Below are 21,062 nucleotides of genomic sequence, written 5' to 3' on the forward strand. Positions count from 1 at the left end.
ACAAAAAAGAGATTGTAACGGTTGAAGAAATATTTGCGCAGCCCTTTTCGTGCTTTTACTTTTCTGCCGAAACGCCGCTATCATCCCAGCGTGTTGTGAATCAACCCTTTGCCGGAGCTGCCATGCAAGCCGAACTCTCTCTTCATATTCGTTTACAGCAAAAACTCTTTGCCGATCCGCGCCGCATTGAGCTGCTAAAGCAGGTCCAGCATACCGGCTCGATCAGTCAGGGTGCCAGGCTGGCGGGGATCAGCTATAAAAGCGCATGGGATGCGATTAACGAAATGAATCAACTGGCAGATGAAACGCTGGTTGAACGCGCCACCGGTGGCAAAGGCGGCGGGGGTGCTTGCCTGACGCGTTACGGTCAGCGATTAATCCAGCTGTTCCAGTTAATGGAGCAAATTCAGCAAAAAGCCTTTGATGCGCTGCAACAGGATTCGCTGCCGCTCGACAGCCTGCTGGCAGCCATTGCGCGCTTTTCGCTGCAAACCAGTGCGCGTAATCAACTTTTCGGTACGGTTATCACCAACGATGCACAGCAGGTCGTTCAGCATCTCACTATTTTGCTGGCAGATGGCAAAACGGCGCTTAAGGTAGCGTTAACGCAGCGCAGCGCCGAGCGTTTGCAACTCACTGCCGGGAAAGAAGTGCTGGTATTAATTAAAGCGCCGTGGATTACAGTAAATCACCATCCCGGCGAGGCAGATAATCAGTTAACGGCACAGATCAGTGCCATCGAACCCGGCGAGCAGGTAAGCGAAGTGTTGATGACCTTAGCCAGCGGGGAAACCCTGTGCGCCACCCTCTCCAACACCGAGGTGCAGCAAAAAATTCTGCACGCGGGCGACACCGTTACCGCCAGCTTTAATGCTGAACACGCCATTCTGGCGACGTTACTTTAGTTTACAGGTCGTGATTTGACTTCATGGCATGCAGTGGTTACAACTCAGTGATACGATGCATAAAATGGAATATATCATGTCTTCATTGCAAATTTCGCAAGGCACGTTTCGTCTTAGCGACACCCGAATACTGACCCTTAATGATCTTCAGCTTCACAGCGGCGAAAGCTGGGCTTTTGTTGGCGCAAACGGCAGTGGTAAATCCTCTCTGGCGCGGGCGCTGTCGGGTGAGCTTCCACCGTTAAAAGGCAGGCTAATCAGCAATTTTCAGCGTCCAGCCCGTCTTTCATTAGAGCAGTTACAAAAACTGGTGTCTGATGAATGGTTACGCAATAACACCGATCTGCTGAGCGAAGGCGAAAATGATACCGGTCGCACGGCGTCAGAGATTATTCAGGATGAAGTAAAGATACGGCGCGGTGCGCACAGCTGGCGGAGCAGTTTGGCATAACGGGGTTGCTGTCACGCCGCTTCAAGTATCTCTCCACTGGCGAAACGCGCAAGACTCTGCTGTGTCAGGCACTGATGAAGCAGCCGGATCTGTTGATTCTTGATGAACCTTTTGACGGGCTGGATGTGGCGTCACGCGCCAGCCTGAGCGAAACGCTGCAAAACCTGCAACAGCCCGGCTTTACCCTGGTACTGGTATTAAACCGCTTCGATGATATCCCGGCGTTTATCCAGCAGGTTGGCGTGCTGGCCGAATGTACCCTTACCCATGTCGGTGCGCGTCAGGCGATTCTGGCCGAAGCCCTGGTTGCGCAGCTGGCGCACAGTGAACAGCTCAGGGGCATGGCGCTACCCGAAGCCGATGCGCCCGATCAACTGCCAACACTGGCTGATAATGCACCCCGCGTCATATTGCGCAACGGTGTGGTTTCTTATGACGATCAACCGGTGATTAAGGGTCTAAACTGGCAGGTTAACGCCGGTGAACACTGGCAGATTGTTGGCCCTAACGGCGCGGGTAAATCGACGCTACTCAGTCTGGTCACGGGCGATCATCCCCAAGGCTACAGCAATGATTTAACCCTGTTTGGTCGCCGTCGCGGCAGTGGTGAAACCATCTGGGATATCAAGCAGCATATTGGTTATGTCAGCAGTAGCCTGCATCTTGATTACCGCGTCAGCGTAAATGTGCTTACCGTGATCCTCTCCGGCTTTTTTGATTCGATAGGCCTGTATCAGGCCGTCTCCGAGCGCCAGAAGGCGCTGGCGCGCCAGTGGCTGGCGCTGCTGGGCATGGATAATGCGTTAAGCGATGCGCCGTTCCACAGTCTGTCATGGGGACAACAGCGGCTGGTGCTGATTGCGCGCGCGCTGGTTAAGCATCCTACCCTGCTGATTCTCGATGAACCATTGCAGGGACTCGATCCGATTAACCGTCAGCTGGTTCGTCGCTTTGTCGACGTGCTGATTGGTGAAGGCCGCACGCAACTGCTGTTTGTTTCACACCATGCAGAAGATGCGCCGCAGTGCATTACTCACCGCCTTAGCTTTGTCGCACGCGCAGAGGGTTACGATTATCTTCAAGAAACGTTAGGCTAATTTCTCTAAACGCCGCCCTGTCGGCGTTTATTCCCCTCCGCAATGTAAGCGTTACCATTAACTTGCACAATAATCGCCTCTCTGCTGCACTGAACGCTATAAAATGAGATTATTCAGCTTGTGTAAACGATACCATTTATCCAGACTCGATCACGCTTTCATGTCGGCTGATGTGCTATTTTTTAACAATGCCTAACCGGCTTTTGACGCTTACCAGGATGAAACATGGAAAAATTTAACCCGGTCGATCATCCGCATCGCCGTTACAATCCACTGATCGATCAGTGGATTTTAGTTTCCCCGCATCGTGCCAAACGTCCGTGGCAAGGTGCTCAGGAAACTCCTGCTACCCATACTTTGCCCGCGCACGATCCCGACTGTTTTTGTGTGCCGGCAATACCCGCATTACCGGCGATAAAAACCCGGACTACAGCGGCACTTACGTTTTCACTAATGACTTTGCCGCCTTGATGACCGATACGCCAGATGCCCCCGCCAGCGACGATGTGCTGATGCGCTGTGAAAGCGCCCGGGGTACCAGCCGTGTCATCTGCTTCTCACCCGATCACAGCAAAACCTTGCCGGAAATGTCACTCAACGCGCTCGAAGAAGTCGTGCGTACCTGGCAGGAGCAGACTGCCGACCTCGGACAACACTATCCGTGGGTGCAGGTATTTGAAAACAAAGGCGCAGCAATGGGTTGTTCCAACCCACATCCGCATGGCCAGATATGGGCCAACAGTTTTCTGCCTAATGAAGCCCAGCGTGAAGACGATCATCAGCGTGACTATTTCGCCAGACATGGCTCACCCATGCTGGTTGATTACGCCGCCCGCGAGCTAAACGATGGCAGCCGCACCGTGGTCGAAACCGAACACTGGCTGGCCGTGGTGCCGTGGTGGGCCGCCTGGCCCTTCGAAACCTTGTTACTGCCAAAAGCGCAGATCAAACGCCTGACCGATCTTGATGAGGCGCAGCGTAGCGATCTGGCGCTTGCCCTGAAGCAGCTCACCAGCCGTTACGACAACCTGTTTCAGTGCTCTTTCCCTATTCAATGGGCTGGCATGGCGCGCCCTTCAACAATGAAGCGAACGATCACTGGCAATTGCATGCGCACTTCTATCCACCGCTGCTGCGTTCAGCAACGGTGCGTAAATTTATGGTCGGGTATGAAATGCTGGCCGAAACCCAACGCGATCTTACCGCAGAACAGGCAGCAGAACGGTTGCGTTCTGTTAGCGATGTTCACTTCCGCGAGGCACAACAATGAATTTAAAAACCACCACGCAACAGGTGTTCTCCGATCTGTTCGGCTACGCGCCGACGCACATCATCCAGGCGCCAGGTCGGGTAAATTTGATCGGTGAACACACCGATTACAATGACGGCTTTGTTCTGCCCTGCGCCATTGATTATCAAACCGTTATCGCCTGTGCGAAGCGGGACGATCGCCAGGTACGGGTCATTGCCGTTGATTATGATAATGCCCAGGACAGCTTCTCTCTGGATGAACCGATTGTCAGCGTTCAGGAGCCAATGTGGGCAAACTATGTACGCGGCGTCGTAAAGCACCTGCAAAAACGCCATGCCGACTTTGGCGGCGTTGATATGGTGATCAGCGGCAACGTGCCGCAGGGCGCGGGTTTAAGCTCTTCAGCCTCGCTGGAAGTGGCCGTTGGCACCGTGTTGCAGCAGCTCTATGCCCTGCCGCTGGATGGCGCAGCCATTGCGGTGAACGGACAGGAAGCGGAAAACCAGTTTGTGGGCTGTAACTGCGGCATCATGGATCAGCTTATTTCCGCGCTGGGTCAGAAAGATCACGCCATGCTGCTTGACTGTCGCACGCTCAGCACGCGGCCGGTTTCCCTGCCAGACGATGTTGCGGTGGTGATTATCAACTCTAACTTCCGCCGTAGCCTGGTCGGGAGCGAATACAACACGCGCCGACAGCAGTGTGAAACCGGTGCGCGCTTCTTTGAAAAGCAGGCATTACGCGATGTCGGGCTGGCAGAGTTTCAGGCCGCTGAATCCCGGCTTGATCCCGAGGTTGCCAAACGTGTGCGTCATGTACTGACTGAAAACGCCCGCACCCTGGAAGCCGCTGAAGCGTTGAGCCGGGGCGATCTTAAACGCATGGGTGAGCTGATGGCAGAATCGCACGCGTCCATGCGCGATGATTTTGAAATTACCGTCCCGCCGATCGATACCCTGGTTGAAATTGTTAAAGCTGAAATTGGCGAGCGTGGCGGTGTACGCATGACTGGCGGCGGTTTTGGCGGTTGCGTCGTGGCATTAATACCGCTTGATCAGGTTGATCAGGTCAAAGCAGCCGTTGCCGCACAGTATGAAGCCAAAACCGGCATAAAAGAGACCTTTTACGTTTGCAAAGCGTCAGAAGGAGCCGGTCAATGCCAGATGTAAATTCTCATGCGCCAGACGGTCAGCCGTGGCGCATTACTGTGCTGCGTAACGCCAATGGCATGATTGCGACCTTTATGGACTGGGGCGCGACCTGGCTTTCGGCTCGCGTGCCTATGCAGGACGGCAGCGTGCGTGAAGCACTGCTCGGCTGCGCTACGCCCTCTGATTATCTGCATCAGGAGGCTTATCTGGGCGCGACTGTGGGCCGTTACGCTAACCGCATCGCTCATGCCAGATTGTCTGCACTGCCGCTGCAACTGGCGGCTAATCAGGGCGAGCATCAGCTACATGGCGGCCCGGAAGGTTTTGATAAGCGGCGCTGGCAGATCGTCAGCCAGTCTGAAAGCGAAGTGCATTACCGTATCGATTCGCCCGATGGCGACCAGGGCTTTCCGGGTAACTTAGTTGCGAATGTGCGCTTCCGGCTTGATGATGACAACAGCCTGTCGATTCATTACGAAGCGCGCTGCGATCGGGCCTGTCCGGTTAATCTGACCAATCACGCTTACTTTAATCTTGATGCGCATCATGGCGACGCGCGTCAGCATCGCTTACAACTGCACGCCCATCGTTACCTGCCGGTTGACAGCGCAGGCATTCCGAATGCGCCATTAAAAGCGGTGGCAGGAACCAGCTTCGATTTTCGCCAGCCGAAAACCGTCGCTCAGGATTTTCTCGCCGACGAGGATCAGCAGGCGGTGAAAGGTTATGACCATGCGTTTCTGCTGGAGAGCGCCGGTGACGCAAATCAGCCTGCCGCAGAGTTGTGGTCAGCGGATGGTAAGCTGCAACTCAGCGTGACGACCTCAGCACCCGCGTTGCAGTTTTACAGCGGCAACTATCTTGAGGGCACGCGCGCCCGCGAGCAGGAAAGCTATACTGCTTTCCAGGGCATTGCACTGGAGAGTGAGTTTTTACCTGACTCGCCTAATCATCCTGAGTGGCCGCAAGCCGATTGCTGGCTACAGCCAGGGAATGTTATGAGTCTGTGACGCGCTATCGCTTCACGCCGCACTGAGCCGCCGGACGAAAAACGCGCAGTGCGTAACAGACAGGCTTACGCGGGGCGCTGTTTTCCGATATGGTATGGCGCAATCAGTACGCAGTCCGGCGCCGCTCATTGTGCTGGCAGCAGCAGGTTTCCATTATCACAGAAACATTAAGTATTAAGGAGTTAAGCTATGGCCGTAACTAAGCTGGTTCTGGTGCGACACGGCGAAAGCCAGTGGAACAACGAAAACCGCTTTACCGGATGGTACGACGTAGACCTTTCTGACAAAGGTCGCACCGAAGCCAAAGCAGCCGGTCAACTGCTGAAGAAAGAAGGTTTCGTCTTTGATTTTGCTTACACCTCTGTGCTGAAACGCGCCATTCACACCCTGTGGAACGTTCTTGATGAGCTGGATCAGGCCTGGCTGCCGGTTGAAAAATCATGGCGTCTGAACGAGCGTCACTACGGCGCGCTGCAGGGTCTGAACAAAGCGGAAACCGCCGACAAATATGGCGACGAGCAGGTTAAACAGTGGCGTCGCGGCTTCGCGGTAACTCCGCCGGAACTGGATCGCAGCGACGAGCGTTTCCCGGGACACGATCCGCGTTACGCATCTCTGACCGCTGAACAGCTGCCAACCACCGAAAGCCTGGCGCTGACCATTGACCGCGTGATCCCTTACTGGAACGAAAGCATTCTGCCGCGCATCAAAAGCGGTGAGAAAGTGATCGTGGCGGCACACGGTAACTCACTGCGTGCGCTGGTAAAATATCTCGATAATATGAGCGAAGAAGAGATTCTGGAACTTAATATCCCAACCGGTGTGCCGTTGGTGTATGAGTTTGACGAAAACTTCAAACCGCTGAAGCGTTACTATCTGGGTGATGCCGACGAAATCGCTGCAAAAGCGGCGGCCGTGGCAAACCAGGGCAAAGCGAAGTAAGCCTGCGCTGAAACGCAAAAGGCCAGACGTAAGTCTGGCCTTTTTATGCAAGTGCGATAATCAGCCGCGACGCTGTTTTACCGCTGCTGCCAACTGACGCAGGACTTTGTCGGTATCGTCCCAGCCGATGCAGGCGTCAGTGACGCTTTTGCCATAGACCAGCGGCTCGCCGCTCTCCAGGCTTTGATTGCCTTCAACTAAATGACTTTCAATCATCACGCCGATAATGCCCTTTTCGCCCGCGATAATCTGCTGCGAAACATCATCTGCTACCAGCATCTGCTTTTGATACTGCTTGCTGCTGTTAGCATGACTAAAATCGATCATCACCTGCTGCGGTAAACCGGCTTTTTCCAGGCCCGCTTTAACGGCACTAACGTGATGCGCACTGTAGTTTGGCTCTTTACCGCCACGCAAAATGATATGACAGTCCGCGTTGCCGCTGGTTTCGACAATCGCTGAATGGCCATATTTGGTCACCGACAGGAAACAGTGCGGTGAACCCGCCGCGTTGATTGCATCAATCGCGACTTTGATGGTGCCGTCGGTGCCGTTTTTAAACCCTACCGGGCAGGATAAACCTGAAGCCAGCTCGCGGTGCACCTGAGACTCGGTGGTACGTGCACCAATCGCGCCCCAGCTCATCAAATCGGCTACATATTGTGGCGTGATCATATCCAGGAACTCACCCGCCGCCGGTAAACCGCTGTCATTGATATCGAGCAACAATTTACGCGCCATACGCAGGCCATCGTTTAACTGAAAGCTGCCATCCATGTAAGGATCGTTAATTAGCCCTTTCCAGCCCACGGTGGTACGCGGCTTTTCAAAATAGACGCGCATGACCACTTCAAGCTCGCCTTTCAGCTCTTCACGCAGCGTTAACAAGCGTGACGCATAGGCTTTTGCGGCTTCGGTATCGTGAATGGAGCAGGGTCCAATCACCACCAGCAGGCGATCATCCCGGCCTTGCAGGATATGATGGATTGCCTGGCGCGCTTCTGACACCGTTTGCGCCGCTTTATCACTTGCCGGAAATTTCTCAAGCAGCGCAACAGGAGGTAACAGCTCTTTGATCTCTCTGATGCGTAAATCATCGTTCTGGTAATTCATACTGATTCCATATTATTTCTGGCCCAGCGTGCGCCGGGCGCAACCTGAACAATGTAGCCCGAAGCGCCGGGGTGTAAATTCCCGTTCTGGTTAAAATGCGCGAGTGAAATTTGCATTTATTAACGCATCGACTAAGCTTTTTACTTGTAAGCACTGAGGAACTGGCTGCTTGCACAATTAATATTTGCTTATAAGCCAAACGGCGGAATTATATTTCGCCCGGGAGACGTTTATCCAAACTGCAACACCGGGTTTGAGACAGCAACTGTCATTAATTAACGGGAGCATAATGATGAATAAGTTTGCAATTATCCTTTTTACGGCAGCGATGACCTTGGGTAGCGGCGCAGCAATGGCGGCTCAGGGTAACAATGGTACTGCGAATCAGGCTGCCGACGCAGGCGCAGCAGCTGGTGGCGCGAAAGAGAATCTGCCACCGAATAATGTTGATAACAAAGACATTAACAATTCTGGTATGAATACCAACCAGTCAGCGACCGGCAGTAGCAATATGTCCGCTGATGAAATTGACCAGAATGCGCAATGTAAAGATGGCAAATGCCCAAACATCAATAAAAAAGTTCAGACCAAAGAGGGTGGCGGTGACGTCAATACCAAAACCGACGGTACTTCGCAGTAATTATTGATGTTAATAAGGAGAGCTTAGCTCTCCTTTATTTTTTCCCTTCTCTTCTTCCGCTATGCTGAACCTGTAAAATAACAGGGAATTCTTCATGGCTTCATTGCTTCTGATTGACGATCATCCACTGGTTGAAGTGGCGCTGGAAGCTGCGCTCATTCACTCTCCTGTCCCTCTTCGTCTGTTTTCGGCCAGCAGCGAACACGCCGCGCGCCCGTTTTTACAGCAGCCGCTCGATATTATTGTGCTGGACATGGGTTTGCCGGACGGCGATGGGCTGGAAATTTTGCGCCGTCTCAAAGTGCATTTACCGACCTGTCCGGTGTTGATCTACTCTGGCGAACAGACTCAACATTATGTCCGTCAGGCCAGGGCGCTGGGAGCCGCAGGCTATGTGGTGAAGAGTCAGCGCATGGAGCAGTTACTCAGTGCTATCCTGGCTGTCCTCGGTGGTCAAACCGCTTTCCCGGCGATCGGCGATGCGCCGGAACTCCCGCTTACCCGTAAAGAGCGTCAGGTTCTGGCCCTGTTAGCCAGCGGCTTGTCTAATTTGCAAATTGCCGAACGCCTGCACATCAGTAATAAAACGGTCAGTACCCATAAAAAGAATATTCTGGAAAAAACCGGGGCACGTTCCGTGGTTGAGCTGGCTGACTTATGGAAGGCGCAACAGTGAAATATTGGGTGTTGATGGTTTTATTTCTCTGTCCGCTGCTCCAGGCAGCGTTGCGTCCGGTGAGCAGTATCAACCTGCCGATGATGATGCCGGTAAAAGGCGCAGAGGCGATGCAAGGCAAGATGTTGCGCGTCGGGCTGCTGGAAGATAACAATGCGCCCTGGACGATGCGTGTCGGTAACGATCTTTATGGCATTGATGCTGACTATCTTGCGGCCCTGCGCCAGCTGACCGGTGCGCAGTTCAGCCTCAGCCTGTTCGCCAGCCAGGCGGACCTTTTACAGGCACTTAAGCAGCAGCAGATCGATTTCGCGCTCGGGATGCTGTCGCCGCCCCTGCCCTCTGGCATGTTAAGCAGTGATAACTGGTTTAGCAGCCCGCTGCGTATTTACCGGAACCAGCAAAATCAGCGTGCGGTGATGTTTAACAGTCAGAATGCACAGTTGGCAATCAGCCAGTCAACACTGGCGCAGCTCCCACACGCCTTTGCTGAGCGCCATCAATGGCGGACTTACGGTAGCGATTTGCAGGCACTTTACACCCTGCTCAATCAGCAAAACGATTATGTCGTGGCGGATGAAATCAGCGCCGGGTTTTTACTCAGCCAGTTGCAGCAAGGCGAGATTTATCAAATCGCCTCAAACAGAGACAGTGGTCAGCTCAACCTGCGCGCTTTTGCCTACAACCCGGCCACGGTGAGCTGGCTGAATCAAAGTTTGCGTCAGCTTCCTGCTGAGTTAATGAGCACGCTACAGGATCGCTGGAGTACCCCCCTGCCACGCTATCAGGATACGCAAACGCTTATGCTTAGCGCGTCTGAACGTGACTGGATAGCGGCGCATCCGGTGATTTACTACGCTGCCGAACGCGATAACTATCCGTGGAGTTATCGTGACAGCAGCGGCACGCCACGCGGTTACGGTATCGACCTGCTTAAGGCAGTCGCGCAAAGCACTGGACTGCGCTTTGCGCCGCGCTGGGTCAGTAATCCGCAGCAGGCTGCTGCGATGATGGCGCAGCACCAGGTCATGTTACAACTGATGCTGCCGTTGAATGGTGAAGCGATGCAGAGCACCAGCCTGCCGGTCTGGCGTGCGCTGTGGGGCATTTACGCTACCCGTAACGCCGCCTTCGCTCACTGGAGCGATCTCAGTGGTAAGCGTGTGGGCGTATTGCAGGATGATTTAGCCATGAAGTTATTGCCTGCCGATCTGCAGCCGCAGACATTTGCCGATCGCGGCAGCCTGTATGATGCGCTGAATAACGGTCAAATCGATGCGCTGGTTGATAATGTTTTGTCAGCGCGCTGGCGCATCGCCAGCCGTGATAACAGCCAGATTCATCTTGCCTTTGCCGCCAGTGATATTGCCTGGCCAGTTGCGTTAGGCGTAACGCCAGATGAAACAGTTTTACGCGCCTTGCTCGATCGTGCCTTACAGCAAATTCCCGCCGATACGCAAAGCCAGATGCGTGACAGTTGGTCGATGCCGCCGCAGCCCGGCAGCGTTATGGCGATGCGATCCTTGCCGAAAGTGGTGCTTATCAGTGCCGGTGCGGCATTTGCCATTCTGCTGCTTTTACTGGCGCGCCGTTACTGGCAGCAGCGACGCGAGCGCCAGCAGCGGGAACAGGCCGAACTTGCCAATGCAATGAAAAGCCAGTTTTTAGCCACTGTCAGTCATGAATTGCGCACGCCGATGCAGGCGATCCTCGGCCTGCTTGAGCTGGAGAAAAAGCAGCATCCCAACGCTAACCTGACATTGCTGCACAGCAGCGCCCAGTCACTGATGACCTTGCTGAACGATTTGCAGGATCATGCACGTATTGAGAGCAACAGTTTTACGCTGGCGCCGCGCCCCTTAGCGTTGTCGCAGTGGCTGGCGCAGCTGCAGCATTTTTATCATCCGCTGATGCGTCAGGATGGCCCGGCCTTACGATTCGAAGCCTTAACCCCTCTGCCAGACGCGATTTTAATTGATGCCGATCGCCTGCAGCAGGTCATCAATAATTTGATCACCAATGCGCTGAAATTCACGCCGAAAGGTGAGATTTGTCTGACGCTGGCAGTAAATAACAGGCTGATTGTTACGGTACGCGACAGCGGCAGCGGTATTCCTCTGGAGGAGCAACAGAAGTTATTCGATCCCTGGTATCAGGCCCCATCTGGCAAATCGGTTTCAGTACAGGGAAGCGGCCTGGGATTGTTTATCTGCCGTGAAATTGTGCTGCGTATGGGGGGCGAAATTGCCGTTGTTTCCCAGCCCGGTTCAGGCACAGAGGTGACGGTTACGCTGCCGTTGATATTATGTGACGCGCCGGAATTAAACCCTGACGATGCTTTACCGCAATACCCTCATCTGCGCGTGGCGGTTATTGACGATCACCCGACCAATTTGCTGGTAATGCAGCAGCAGCTGGCTCGCTTTGCTATTCAGGCAGAGTGTTTTGAACAAGGGCGCGCGCTGCTGTTGGCTGATGCGCAGCAACCTTATGATCTGTTGTTTATCGATCAGATGATGCCGCGCCCCAATGGTATGCAACTGCTGCGCCTGCTACGGCGACGCGATCGCCAGCGCGGACACCCGTCCCTGCGCGTGCTCTGCTCCGCCGATGCGCAGCTTTTGACAGTGGCATTAGAAAGTAACGAATGCGTACTCATTAAGCCGGTACAATTGCCGGATATCGCCGGACTGTTACGCAGGTTGCGCGATGATCCACTGGCCGGGCTTGATGCTAATTTGTGGCAACTGGCACAGCAAAACCAGACGTTTCTTTCGCGCCTGAGCCGTACCCTGCACGACACCTTAGCCACCGATATTGCACAAATCATTGCGGCAAGAGATGTCGCTGACTGGTCGCAACTGGCAGAATCGGCTCATCGGATGAAAGGCAGCTGGTTATTAATCGGTTTAAGCGAAGGCGTAACGTTAAGCCAGCGGCTGGCAGAAAAGGCCAAACAGCATCAGGACGTCTCTGAAGAGTCGAATTTACTGATATCATTAACAAACAGGTTACTGAAAAAACTGGATTCTTATGGCACACACGCACTCTCATAGCCAAAACAGCAACCGCAAGCGTCTTGCGGCAGCCTTCGCAGTGACGGCTGTTTTTATGCTTGCTGAGGTTACTGGCGGCTGGATTTCAGGCTCGCTGGCACTGCTGGCCGATGCCGGACATATGCTGACTGATGCTGCCGCCCTGCTGATGGCGCTACTGGCTGTACAATTTTCTCAGCGTAAACCGAATGCACGTCATACGTTTGGTCTGCTGCGCCTTACCACGCTGGCAGCCTTTGTTAATGCGATAGCCTTGCTGGTAATTACCGTGTTGATCGTCTGGGAGGCACTGCGTCGTTTTTATCATCCTGAGCCGGTCACGGGTGGACTGATGTTCGGTATTGCGGTTGCCGGACTGTTCGCCAATCTTTTGTCATTCTGGTTACTGCATCACGGTAGCGAAGAGAAGAATCTTAACGTGCGTGCGGCGGCACTGCATGTAATGGGAGATTTACTCGGTTCCATCGGGGCCATTATCGCGGCACTGATTATCATGTTTACCGGCTGGATGCCCATCGATCCCATTTTATCACTGCTGGTGTCATTGCTGGTATTGCGCAGCGCCTGGGCACTGCTGCGCGAAAGTCTGCATGAATTGCTGGAGGGGTCACCACGAACAGTGGATGTGAATAAACTGTCGCGCGATCTGACCCTGAATATTGCTGAAGTGCGCAATGTTCATCACGTTCATCTGTGGCAGGTAGGAGAGAAACCGGTCCTGACACTGCATGTGCAGGTGATCCCGCCTTACGATCATGATGCTCTGCTGCAGCGCATTCACCGCTATTTGCATCAGCACTATAAAATTGCACACGCAACGGTGCAGATGGAGTATCAACCCTGCGCAGGCCAAGAGTGCGAACTGTGCCTCGGCAGCGAGTCAACTGCCGGGCATCACGCACATCATCACGGCGAACACGCCCACCATCATTAATGCGAGAGTGCGTGCGAGCCATGCTCTTGCGCACTCTTGATCCACAGGCGCGACCCGTTTAATGCAATCAAGGTCAAAATGACATACTCAAGCGCCATGGCGTAAACCCCCTGACGGGCAAAGATCATTACGCTAATTACATCGATAATGACCCACAGCAGCCAGTTCTCCACATATTTCCGCGTCATCAGGATCATCGCGACAATCGACAGTACCATCATGCAAGCGTCCCAGAACGGGAAAGCATCAGGTTGTAATTGCGGCATCACAACAGCCAGCCCCAGACTGTTCATTATGCCAACGGCTGTGCGTGTCAGGAAAGCAAACACCGGATCGATATAGAGCGTCATAAGACCGATAGCAATTACACACACCGCGCCCCAGGTTAACGCTTTGGGTAGCGGCAACCAGCGAATTTTCAGTACCGCCTGCTTATCGGCCGTCTGGCGACTCCAGGCATACCAGCCGTAGACATTGGCGACGAAGAAGAAAAGCTGCAGCAGTAAACTGGCATAGAGCTGGATCTGGAAAAAGATCACGGCAAACAGCACGACGTTAATTAATCCAAATGGATAATTAATCACTTTTTCCTGGCTGGCGAGCCAGATACAAAGCAAGCCCGCCAGTGTGCCGATGGCTTCGATCCATGAAAGATCGTAGCCACCCGCTCCCAGAGGAATATGAATCAGAATATTTTGTGTGCTAAAGAAATCCATAACAGGCACCTGTAAAAGGAGCGCGTCAGGCGTTTCCTTTTACGTTAAGTTTAAGTTCCGCTGCAAAGGATAGCATGCGGTTGAGCGGCAGCAATGCCGCCTCACGCAATCCCGCATCGACATGTATTTCGTGCGCCTGACCGCCGAACTCCAACCCTTCCGCAATTGCCTGCAGGCCATTCATGGCCATCCACGGGCAGTGCGCACAACTGCGACAGGTTGCTCCCTCTCCCGCAGTGGGCGCTTCAAGCAGCTCTTTTTCCGGCACCGCTTGCTGCATTTTATAAAAAATACCGCGATCGGTTGCCACAATCATTTGCGGGTGTGGCAAGGCTTTCGCTGCCTGGATCAACTGGCTGGTAGAGCCAACCGCATCAGCCAGATCGACGATGGCCTGCGGTGATTCAGGATGAACCAGCACGGCCGCATCAGGATAGAGAGCTTTCATGCGCTGCAGCGCCTGCGTTTTGAACTCATCGTGTACAATACAGGCACCTTGCCAGCACAATACATCAGCACCCGATTTTTGCGTAACGTAGCGGCCCAGATGGCGATCGGGCGCCCAGATAATTTTTTCGCCGAGGCTGTCGAGGTGTTCAATAAGTTCAACGGCAATGCTTGATGTGACAACCCAGTCTGCGCGCGCTTTAACTGCCGCTGAGGTGTTGGCGTAAACCACTACGGTACGGTCAGGATGGGCATCGCAAAACGCATTGAATTCTTCGATGGGACAGCCGAGATCGAGTGAACATTCCGCCTGCAAGGTTGGCATCAGCACGGTTTTTTCAGGACTAAGGATTTTCGCGGTTTCACCCATAAAACGGACGCCGGCCACCAGCAGCGTGGTGGCTGGATGCGTGCTGCCAAAACGTGCCATCTCCAGCGAATCAGAGACACAGCCGCCCGTCTCTTCTGCCAGCGCCTGAATTTCAGGATCGGTGTAATAGTGCGCCACCATCACTGCGTTACGTGCTTTGAGTAACGCTTTGATTTTTTCGCGATAGAACGCTTTTTGTTCGGTGCTCAGGCGAGCAGGTTTTGGCGGAAAAGGATAAATGGCGCTTTCAGGATCGAACATCACACTCATGACACAGCTCTCGTTTTATCTAATTAACGAAAATCGCTATTTGAGGCGGCTTAGGGTGTTCATTCCGCCATCGTGTTTTATATGCTAAACACGATAGCGGAAAAGCCCATGAGTGTCGTGCTTTTTTATTCATAAAAAGTGACGTTGCGAGACGTTACGCGCTTTGTGGTGTTTCCAGTTGCAACAGGAAAGCTTTCACCTCGAGCCCTCCCGCAAAACCGGTTAGCTTACCGTTGGCACCAATAACCCGATGACAGGGTGCAACGATTGAGAGCGGATTTTTGCCGTTTGCTGCGCCCACTGCGCGCATCGCGGCCGGATGACCAATCTGCTCAGCAATCTGCCGGTAACTGCGGGTTTCGCCGAAAGGAATGGTTACCAGCGCCTGCCAGACTTTTTTTTGAAATTCAGTACCGGCAAAATCCAGCGGCAGGCTGAAGCATTGTCGGTTACCGGCAAAATATTCCCGCAATTGCGTCTCCGCTGCGCACAACACAGGGTGGTGTTCTTTGTGCTCCAGCGGGGCAAGCCGCACGCGTTTAGGATTGTCGTCTTGCCATAAAATGGCAGCCAGTCCCTGATTACTGGCAATCAACTTAAGCTCGCCAACGGGCGTTACAACAGATTTGTAGAAGTACATGATCTCTCTCCTGCCAGTGTTCTGTTGGCTATTATCGCACTTTTTATTCAGCAAACTGGCTGTTTTCGGCCATCGCGATAAACTGTTGTGCTGTCCGAAAACAGCCAGTCGGCTTCCGGTTACGGGTGTAGGCTGCACTTTATTTACCGGAGATTAGCCATGCTCGATCCCGATAGTGCTTATCAGGCCCTGACATCACGTGATACACGCTTTGATGGTGTTTTTTATGTGGGCGTGACCTCAACCGGTATTTATTGCCGTCCGGTATGCCCGGTAAAACCCCCCATGCGAAAAAATTGCCTGTTTTTTACCAGTGCCGAGGCTGCGGAAAAGGCGAATTTTCGCCCTTGCCTGCGCTGCCGCCCTGAGCTGGCGCCCGGTAATGCGCCCGTTGATAACGCGCATCGGGTAGCAGATCGTCTGGTTCAGCGCATCGAAGAGGGGTTACTGGAAGAACATGAAGGACTGGATGAAATCGCGGCTGAATTTGGTCTCAGTTCCCGGCAGTTAAGACGCATTGTTCAGCAAGAACTGGGCGTATCGCCGCTGGAGTTAAAACAGACGCGCCGTATGCTGCTTGCCAAACAGCTTCTCACGGAAACTCGACTGCCCATCATCGACGTTGCTTTTGCCAGTGGTTTTAGCAGCCTGCGACGCTTTAACGATGTGTTTCAGGCACGTTACCGCATGACACCTGGCGCATTACGCAAAGAGGTGAACCAGCCTGTACAGGCGCATCCTGGCGATGTGGCTCAGTTACGCCTCAGCTACCGCCCGCCTTATGACTGGCCAGCGACGCTGGGGTATTTACAGCAGCGTTTAATGAAAGAAGTAGAAGCGGTTGAAGGCGATGTTTATCGTCGCACCGTGGCGTTAGGCAATTACCGCGGCTGGATTAGCGTGTCACACCTTGCGGCTAAAAATGCGCTGTCAGTGGAATTTTCTACCTCTCTGACGCCCGTGCTGCCTGCCCTGCTGCGTCGTTTGCGTGATTTGTTCGATTTAAATGCCCAACCCTTACTGATTGCGGCGCATTTACGGCAGGATCCCCTGCTGACGGACAGTATTCATCACTATCCCGGCCTGCGCGTGCCTGGCGCGTTCGATGGTTTTGAGCTAGGCGTGCGCGCCATTTTGGGTCAGCAATTTACCGTTAAAGCAGCCACTACGCTGAGTAGTCGCTTTGCTCAGGCCTTTGGCGAACCTTGTGTTACACCCTTTGCTGACCTGTCGCGCTACTCTGCCCGACCACAGCGCGTCGCCGACGCCACAATTGATGAAATTGCCGGGCTGGGCATTGTCAGTGCACGCGCCAGGGCTATTCAGGCCTTCGCCAGCGCCTGTGCTGCTGGTACGCTGCGTTTTAACGCTACGCTGACGCCAGATGAGATTATGACGCTTCTGGTGAGTCTGCCGGGCATTGGCCCGTGGACTGCACACTATATTGCGATGCGCGCCTTACGCTGGCCGGATGCTTTTCCCAAAGAGGACATTGCTATTCGTAAGAATCTGGGTGGCCTGTCACCGCGCGCTGCCGAACAACGATCGCAACAGTGGCGCCCCTGGCGCAGTTACGCGGTGATGCATATCTGGAAAAGTTTGTCTTAAGATGGCGTTAAGGATGTCGCCGGGTCAGGGGCGCCTTATGATAGCGGTTAAAAGCGCAACCAGTTTGCATAAATGAGAGGATGACGGGCTGCGGAAGAAAGGGCCAGCGCCGTCTTTACGTAGCAGCCCATCATGCCCACCTGAAAACGAAAAAAGCGCCGTAAAGGCGCTTTTCTCTGAACTGGTGGGTCGTGCAGGATATGCCCGGGGCCTCGCCCTGCGGGTGATGCTGACACATCAGCCTGAATCGCTCCCGGCGATTCAGTCGAACCTGCGTAGGTTCTTCATCCTGCACGTTTAACTCTCTGCCCTGAAAACGAAAAAAGCGCCGTAAAGGCGCTTTTCTCTGAATTGGTGGGTCGTGCAGGATATGCCTCGGCCCGTCCGGGGCCTCGCCCTGCGGGTGATGCTGACACATCAGCCTGAATCGCTCCCGGCGATTCAGTCGAACCTGCGCAGGTTCTTCATCCTGCACGTTTAACTCTCTGCCCTGAAAACGAAAAAAGCGCCGTAAAGGCGCTTTTCTCTGAATTGGTGGGTCGTGCAGGATTCGAACCTGCGACCAATTGATTAAAAGTCAACTGCTCTACCAACTGAGCTAACGACCCGCTGGGGGCTTACAACCATTCAGACACGCGGTCTGAACCAAAGATGGTGGGTCGTGCAGGATTCGAACCTGCGACCAATTGATTAAAAGTCAACTGCTCTACCAACTGAGCTAACGACCCATCTTAGGTTGTGAAGCTTTGCTGAAGCTCTCTTCGCAGGAAGATATCCGGCTGGAGATGGTGGGTCGTGCAGGATTCGAACCTGCGACCAATTGATTAAAAGTCAACTGCTCTACCAACTGAGCTAACGACCCATCTTCAGGCTTGCCAGACACGCTTGCAATGTGTCCCGGCAACGGCGGCATATATTACTGATTTACCGAGGCAGCACAACCCTTATTTTCGATAAAAGGTTTAACTGCTCACCTTTCATGCGGCAAGACCAGAAATCAAACGAAATCCGGTCTGACCTGCACACATTACAATCCAGACAGGCGTTTTTGTGCCTGTTTAGCCGAATCGGTGTTCGGATAAAGTTTAATCACCTGCTGATAAACGGCTTTGGCTTTCGCCGTGTCGTTTTTCTCCTGCATGATGACGCCAACTTTAAGTAATGCTTCTGACGCTTTTGGTGACTTCGGATAGTTCTTCACCACCGTGGCGTAATAATAGGCGGCGTCGTCCTTTTTCCCTTTGTTGTAATTCAACTGTCCCAGCCAGTAATTGGCATTCGGCTGATAAGTAGAATCAGGATAACGTTTTACCCACGCCTGCAACGCAGTGATAGCCTGGTCGTATTGCTTTTTCTCCAGAATCAGCGCAACGGCAGCATTGTAATCACTATTCGCATCGCCGCTTTGCACCGGTGCGCCTGTGGACGCCGCAGCACCCGCTTCACCGTCTGTGCTGGCAGCCGCACCTGCGTCCGCGCCTGCGTTACCGCCTGCGGCTTGCTGACCACCATTATTGCTGCTGCTCAGGCTGTCGATCTGCTGGTAGATCTGCTTCTGGCGCTCAATAACCTGGTTCAGCTGGTAGGTGTTTTGCTGGATTTGCCCACGCAGCGAATCAATATCGCTTTGATTATCGCTCATCTGCTGCTGCAACTGCTGCAAAAGCTGAGCCTGGGCATTCGAGATTCGTTCAAGAGTGGTGACACGGTCTTCGACCGAGCCGGAGCCAACGCTACTGATTGACGCTTGGGCATTAGCGGCCCAGGGGGCCGCTACGCCAATCAGTAACGACAGACTCAACAGATGACGTCTGAAGTTACTAACCATGTGATTCTCTTAGTAGACCAGAACTGCACGACGGTTTTTAGAGTATGCCGCTTCGTCATGACCCAGAACCGCTGGCTTCTCTTTACCGTAAGAAACGATAGACATTTGGTCAGCAGACACGCCTTTACCTTGCAGGTACATTTTAACGGCGTTAGCACGACGCTCGCCCAGGGCGATGTTGTATTCTGGCGTACCGCGCTCATCTGCATGACCTTCGATAGTCACTTTGTAAGACGGGTTGCTACGCAGGAATGCAGCATGCTGATCCAGCATCTGAGCGTAATCAGACTGAACGTCATACTTGTCCAGACCGAAGTAAACGATGTTGTTCTGCTGCAGCTGTTGCATCTGCAGACGCGCCTGCTCGTCAGAAGACATGTTGCCGCTGCCGTTCATGCCAGCACCGTAAGCACCGTCAGCGCCAGCACCCATGCCCGTCTGATCGTTGTTATTGTTTTTGTGTGAGCTACAAGCCGCTACCGCCAAAACCGGCAGAGCCAGCATTAAACCCTTCAGCACTTTGTTCAGTTGCATTTCAAAAATCCCATTATTGTTTATTGTGTGTGATGCCTGGTTTCACAGGCATTACAGATACGGCGACCAGGCAGGGAATTTAACCTGTCCATCAGTAGCCGGAAGACGCGCTTTGAAACGCCCGTCTGTTGAAACCAACTGCAACACGGAACCCATCCCCTGAGTAGAGCTATAGATTACCATCGTGCCGTTCGGTGCCAGGCTTGGCGTTTCATCCAGGAACGTGTCCGTTAACGTTTGAACGGCTCCCGTTTCCAGATCCTGTTTGGCGACGTGTTGAGCACCACCGTTGGTGCTAATCATCACCATTGATTTGCCATCCGAGGCAACATCAGCGTCCTGGTTCTGACCACCTTCCCAGGTAATACGCTGCGGCGCTCCGCCGTTAACTCCAATTTTATAAATTTGTGGGGCGCCCGCCTGGTCTGAGGTATAAGCCAGCGTCTGGCTATCCGGGAACCAGGTTGGTTCTGTGCTGTTATAGCGGCCATCGGTAATCTGACGGATCTGACCCGAACCTAAATCCATGACATACAGATTCAGGCTACCGGTTTTCGACAGTGCGAAAGCCAGCTTAGAGCCATCCGGAGAGAATGCTGGTGCGCCGTTATGGCGTGGATATGAAGCAACCTGACGGATCGCGCCGTTAGAGAGCGTTTGCACTACCAGAGCTGACTTGCCGCTTTCAAAAGTCACATAAGCGACTTTGCTGCCGTCTGGTGACCAGGTTGGTGACATCAACGGCTGCGGTGAGCGATGGACCACAAACTGGTTGTAACCGTCGTAATCGGCAACGCGCAACTCATACGGGAACTGACCGCCGTTGGTCTGTACAACGTAAGCGATTCGCGTGCGGAATGCGCCTTTAATGCCGGTCAGTTTCTGGAAGGTTTCATCACTGGCCGTGTGTGCCGCATAACGCAGCCACTGCTTAGTGACTTTATAGGTGTTTTGCGCCAGCACGGTACCCGGTGCTGCACCGGTATCAACCAGCTGATAAGAGACCTGATAGCTGCCATCTGGGTTCGGCTGAACCTGGCCTACCACCACGGCATCAATACCTAATGCGCTCCATGCAGCAGGCTGCACTTCCTGCGCACTGGTTGGCTGCTGTGGCAAACGTGAGCGATCAAGCGGATTAAACTTACCGCTGTTGCGCAGGTCAGCCGCGACAATACCACCAATATCTTCTGGCGCAGCGCCTGGGCCGGCCCATTTGAAAGGAACCACACCGATAGGGCGTGCAGTGTTGACGCCCTGGGTGATCTCAATGCGAACTTCTGCATGTAACATTGCTGCCCACAGCAGTAAGAAAAAGCTTAACGATACGCGAAGTGCTTGCTTCATTTTTTCTCCCTTATCTGAACCTCAGTCCACGATAATTGGCACTGTTCCTGGAAACCACGAGTACAACTAAAATAC

Annotated in this window: 15 protein-coding genes, 3 tRNA genes, 2 other RNA genes and 3 pseudogenes; 11 read left to right on the forward strand and 12 right to left on the reverse strand. The window is 53.5% G+C overall.

Translation table 11 applies throughout. The annotated features are described in order from the left end of the window. Positions 1–122: 122 nt before the first annotated feature. The 6 genes and pseudogenes from modE (at position 123) to gpmA (ending at position 6,808) form a co-directional block, all read left to right on the forward strand. Entirely contained in the window at positions 123–905 is a 783-nt protein-coding gene (gene modE, locus O3W44_RS07360) for a molybdenum-dependent transcriptional regulator (protein WP_269292552.1), read from the forward strand. 76 nt (positions 906–981) lie between these two features. Next, positions 982–2,453 (forward strand): annotated as a pseudogene (modF, locus tag O3W44_RS07365) (molybdate ABC transporter ATP-binding protein ModF). Between the two features lie 225 nt (positions 2,454–2,678). Further along, a pseudogene (galT, locus tag O3W44_RS07370) lies at positions 2,679–3,723 on the forward strand (galactose-1-phosphate uridylyltransferase). After that, on the forward strand, positions 3,720–4,874 hold the full coding sequence (gene galK, locus O3W44_RS07375) for a galactokinase (protein WP_269292553.1): 1,155 nt from the start codon (positions 3,720–3,722) through the stop codon (positions 4,872–4,874). Before galT ends, galK begins: the two are co-directional and overlap by 4 nt. After that, positions 4,862–5,892 (forward strand): annotated as a pseudogene (galM, locus tag O3W44_RS07380) (galactose-1-epimerase). The gene galK and the pseudogene galM overlap by 13 nt, the downstream one beginning before the upstream one ends. Positions 5,893–6,055: 163 nt before the next feature. Next, positions 6,056–6,808: a 2,3-diphosphoglycerate-dependent phosphoglycerate mutase gene (gene gpmA / locus O3W44_RS07385; RefSeq protein WP_269292554.1), complete on the forward strand. Its 753-nt coding sequence runs from the start codon at positions 6,056–6,058 to the stop codon at positions 6,806–6,808. 60 nt (positions 6,809–6,868) lie between these two features. Here gpmA and aroG read toward each other — a convergent pair whose 3' ends face one another. Beyond that, entirely contained in the window at positions 6,869–7,921 is a 1,053-nt protein-coding gene (gene aroG, locus O3W44_RS07390) for a 3-deoxy-7-phosphoheptulonate synthase AroG (RefSeq protein ID WP_269292555.1), read from the reverse strand. A 289-nt stretch (positions 7,922–8,210) separates the two neighbouring features. Between aroG and O3W44_RS07395 the strand changes: the two genes are divergently transcribed. The 4 genes from O3W44_RS07395 to zitB all read left to right on the forward strand — a co-directional run bounded on the left by O3W44_RS07395 (position 8,211) and on the right by zitB (position 13,227). Next, complete coding sequence (locus O3W44_RS07395; RefSeq protein ID WP_269292556.1) at positions 8,211–8,561, forward strand: YbgS-like family protein; 351 nt, start codon at positions 8,211–8,213, stop codon at positions 8,559–8,561. 94 nt (positions 8,562–8,655) lie between these two features. Continuing rightward, a complete protein-coding gene (locus tag O3W44_RS07400) occupies positions 8,656–9,237 on the forward strand; it encodes a response regulator transcription factor (protein ID WP_269292557.1) in 582 nt (193 codons plus the stop codon). Next, a complete protein-coding gene (locus O3W44_RS07405) occupies positions 9,219–12,293 on the forward strand; it encodes an ATP-binding protein (protein ID WP_269292558.1) in 3,075 nt (1,024 codons plus the stop codon). The genes O3W44_RS07400 and O3W44_RS07405 overlap by 19 nt, the downstream gene beginning before the upstream one ends. Beyond that, positions 12,271–13,227, forward strand: a complete 957-nt coding sequence (zitB, locus tag O3W44_RS07410; protein ID WP_269292559.1) for a CDF family zinc transporter ZitB — start codon at positions 12,271–12,273, stop codon at positions 13,225–13,227. The genes O3W44_RS07405 and zitB overlap by 23 nt, the downstream gene beginning before the upstream one ends. Here zitB and pnuC read toward each other — a convergent pair. The 3 genes from pnuC to O3W44_RS07425 all read right to left on the reverse strand — a co-directional run bounded on the left by pnuC (position 13,224) and on the right by O3W44_RS07425 (position 15,670). Next, positions 13,224–13,943, reverse strand: a complete 720-nt coding sequence (pnuC, locus tag O3W44_RS07415; protein WP_269292560.1) for a nicotinamide riboside transporter PnuC — start codon at positions 13,941–13,943, stop codon at positions 13,224–13,226. The two genes, zitB and pnuC, sit on opposite strands and share 4 nt — an antisense overlap. A gap of 25 nt (positions 13,944–13,968) precedes the next feature. Beyond that, positions 13,969–15,030, reverse strand: coding sequence for a quinolinate synthase NadA (gene nadA, locus O3W44_RS07420; RefSeq protein ID WP_269292561.1), 1,062 nt, complete (start codon positions 15,028–15,030; stop codon positions 13,969–13,971). Positions 15,031–15,184: 154 nt separating this feature from the next. Continuing rightward, the gene (locus O3W44_RS07425; protein ID WP_269292562.1) at positions 15,185–15,670 is read right to left on the reverse strand and encodes a methylated-DNA--[protein]-cysteine S-methyltransferase; all 486 of its coding nucleotides are present in this window, start codon (positions 15,668–15,670) and stop codon (positions 15,185–15,187) included. A gap of 159 nt (positions 15,671–15,829) precedes the next feature. Between O3W44_RS07425 and O3W44_RS07430 the strand changes: the two genes are divergently transcribed. Then, a complete protein-coding gene (locus tag O3W44_RS07430; RefSeq protein WP_269292563.1) occupies positions 15,830–17,278 on the forward strand; it encodes an AlkA N-terminal domain-containing protein in 1,449 nt (482 codons plus the stop codon). A 182-nt stretch (positions 17,279–17,460) separates the two neighbouring features. On the opposite strand, the gene O3W44_RS07435 is transcribed toward O3W44_RS07430, so the two are convergent. The 8 genes from O3W44_RS07435 to tolB form a co-directional block, all read right to left on the reverse strand. Further along, positions 17,461–17,587: non-coding RNA, RtT sRNA (locus O3W44_RS07435), on the reverse strand. A 43-nt stretch (positions 17,588–17,630) separates the two neighbouring features. Next, positions 17,631–17,767, reverse strand: a non-coding RNA gene (locus O3W44_RS07440) — RtT sRNA. Positions 17,768–17,810: 43 nt separating this feature from the next. Further along, a tRNA-Lys gene (locus O3W44_RS07445) sits at positions 17,811–17,886 on the reverse strand. A gap of 44 nt (positions 17,887–17,930) precedes the next feature. After that, positions 17,931–18,006, reverse strand: a tRNA-Lys gene (locus tag O3W44_RS07450). A 58-nt stretch (positions 18,007–18,064) separates the two neighbouring features. Further along, a tRNA-Lys gene (locus O3W44_RS07455) sits at positions 18,065–18,140 on the reverse strand. Between the two features lie 165 nt (positions 18,141–18,305). Then, entirely contained in the window at positions 18,306–19,106 is an 801-nt protein-coding gene (gene cpoB / locus O3W44_RS07460) for a cell division protein CpoB (RefSeq protein ID WP_269292564.1), read from the reverse strand. A 9-nt stretch (positions 19,107–19,115) separates the two neighbouring features. Then, positions 19,116–19,640, reverse strand: coding sequence for a peptidoglycan-associated lipoprotein Pal (gene pal / locus O3W44_RS07465; RefSeq protein ID WP_269292565.1), 525 nt, complete (start codon positions 19,638–19,640; stop codon positions 19,116–19,118). A 51-nt stretch (positions 19,641–19,691) separates the two neighbouring features. Continuing rightward, a complete protein-coding gene (gene tolB / locus O3W44_RS07470) occupies positions 19,692–20,987 on the reverse strand; it encodes a Tol-Pal system beta propeller repeat protein TolB (protein ID WP_269292567.1) in 1,296 nt (431 codons plus the stop codon). Positions 20,988–21,062 lie beyond the last annotated feature (75 nt).

The organism is Pantoea sp. LMR881 (assembly GCF_027157825.1).
Classification (GTDB): Bacteria; Pseudomonadota; Gammaproteobacteria; order Enterobacterales; family Enterobacteriaceae; genus Pantoea; species Pantoea haifensis.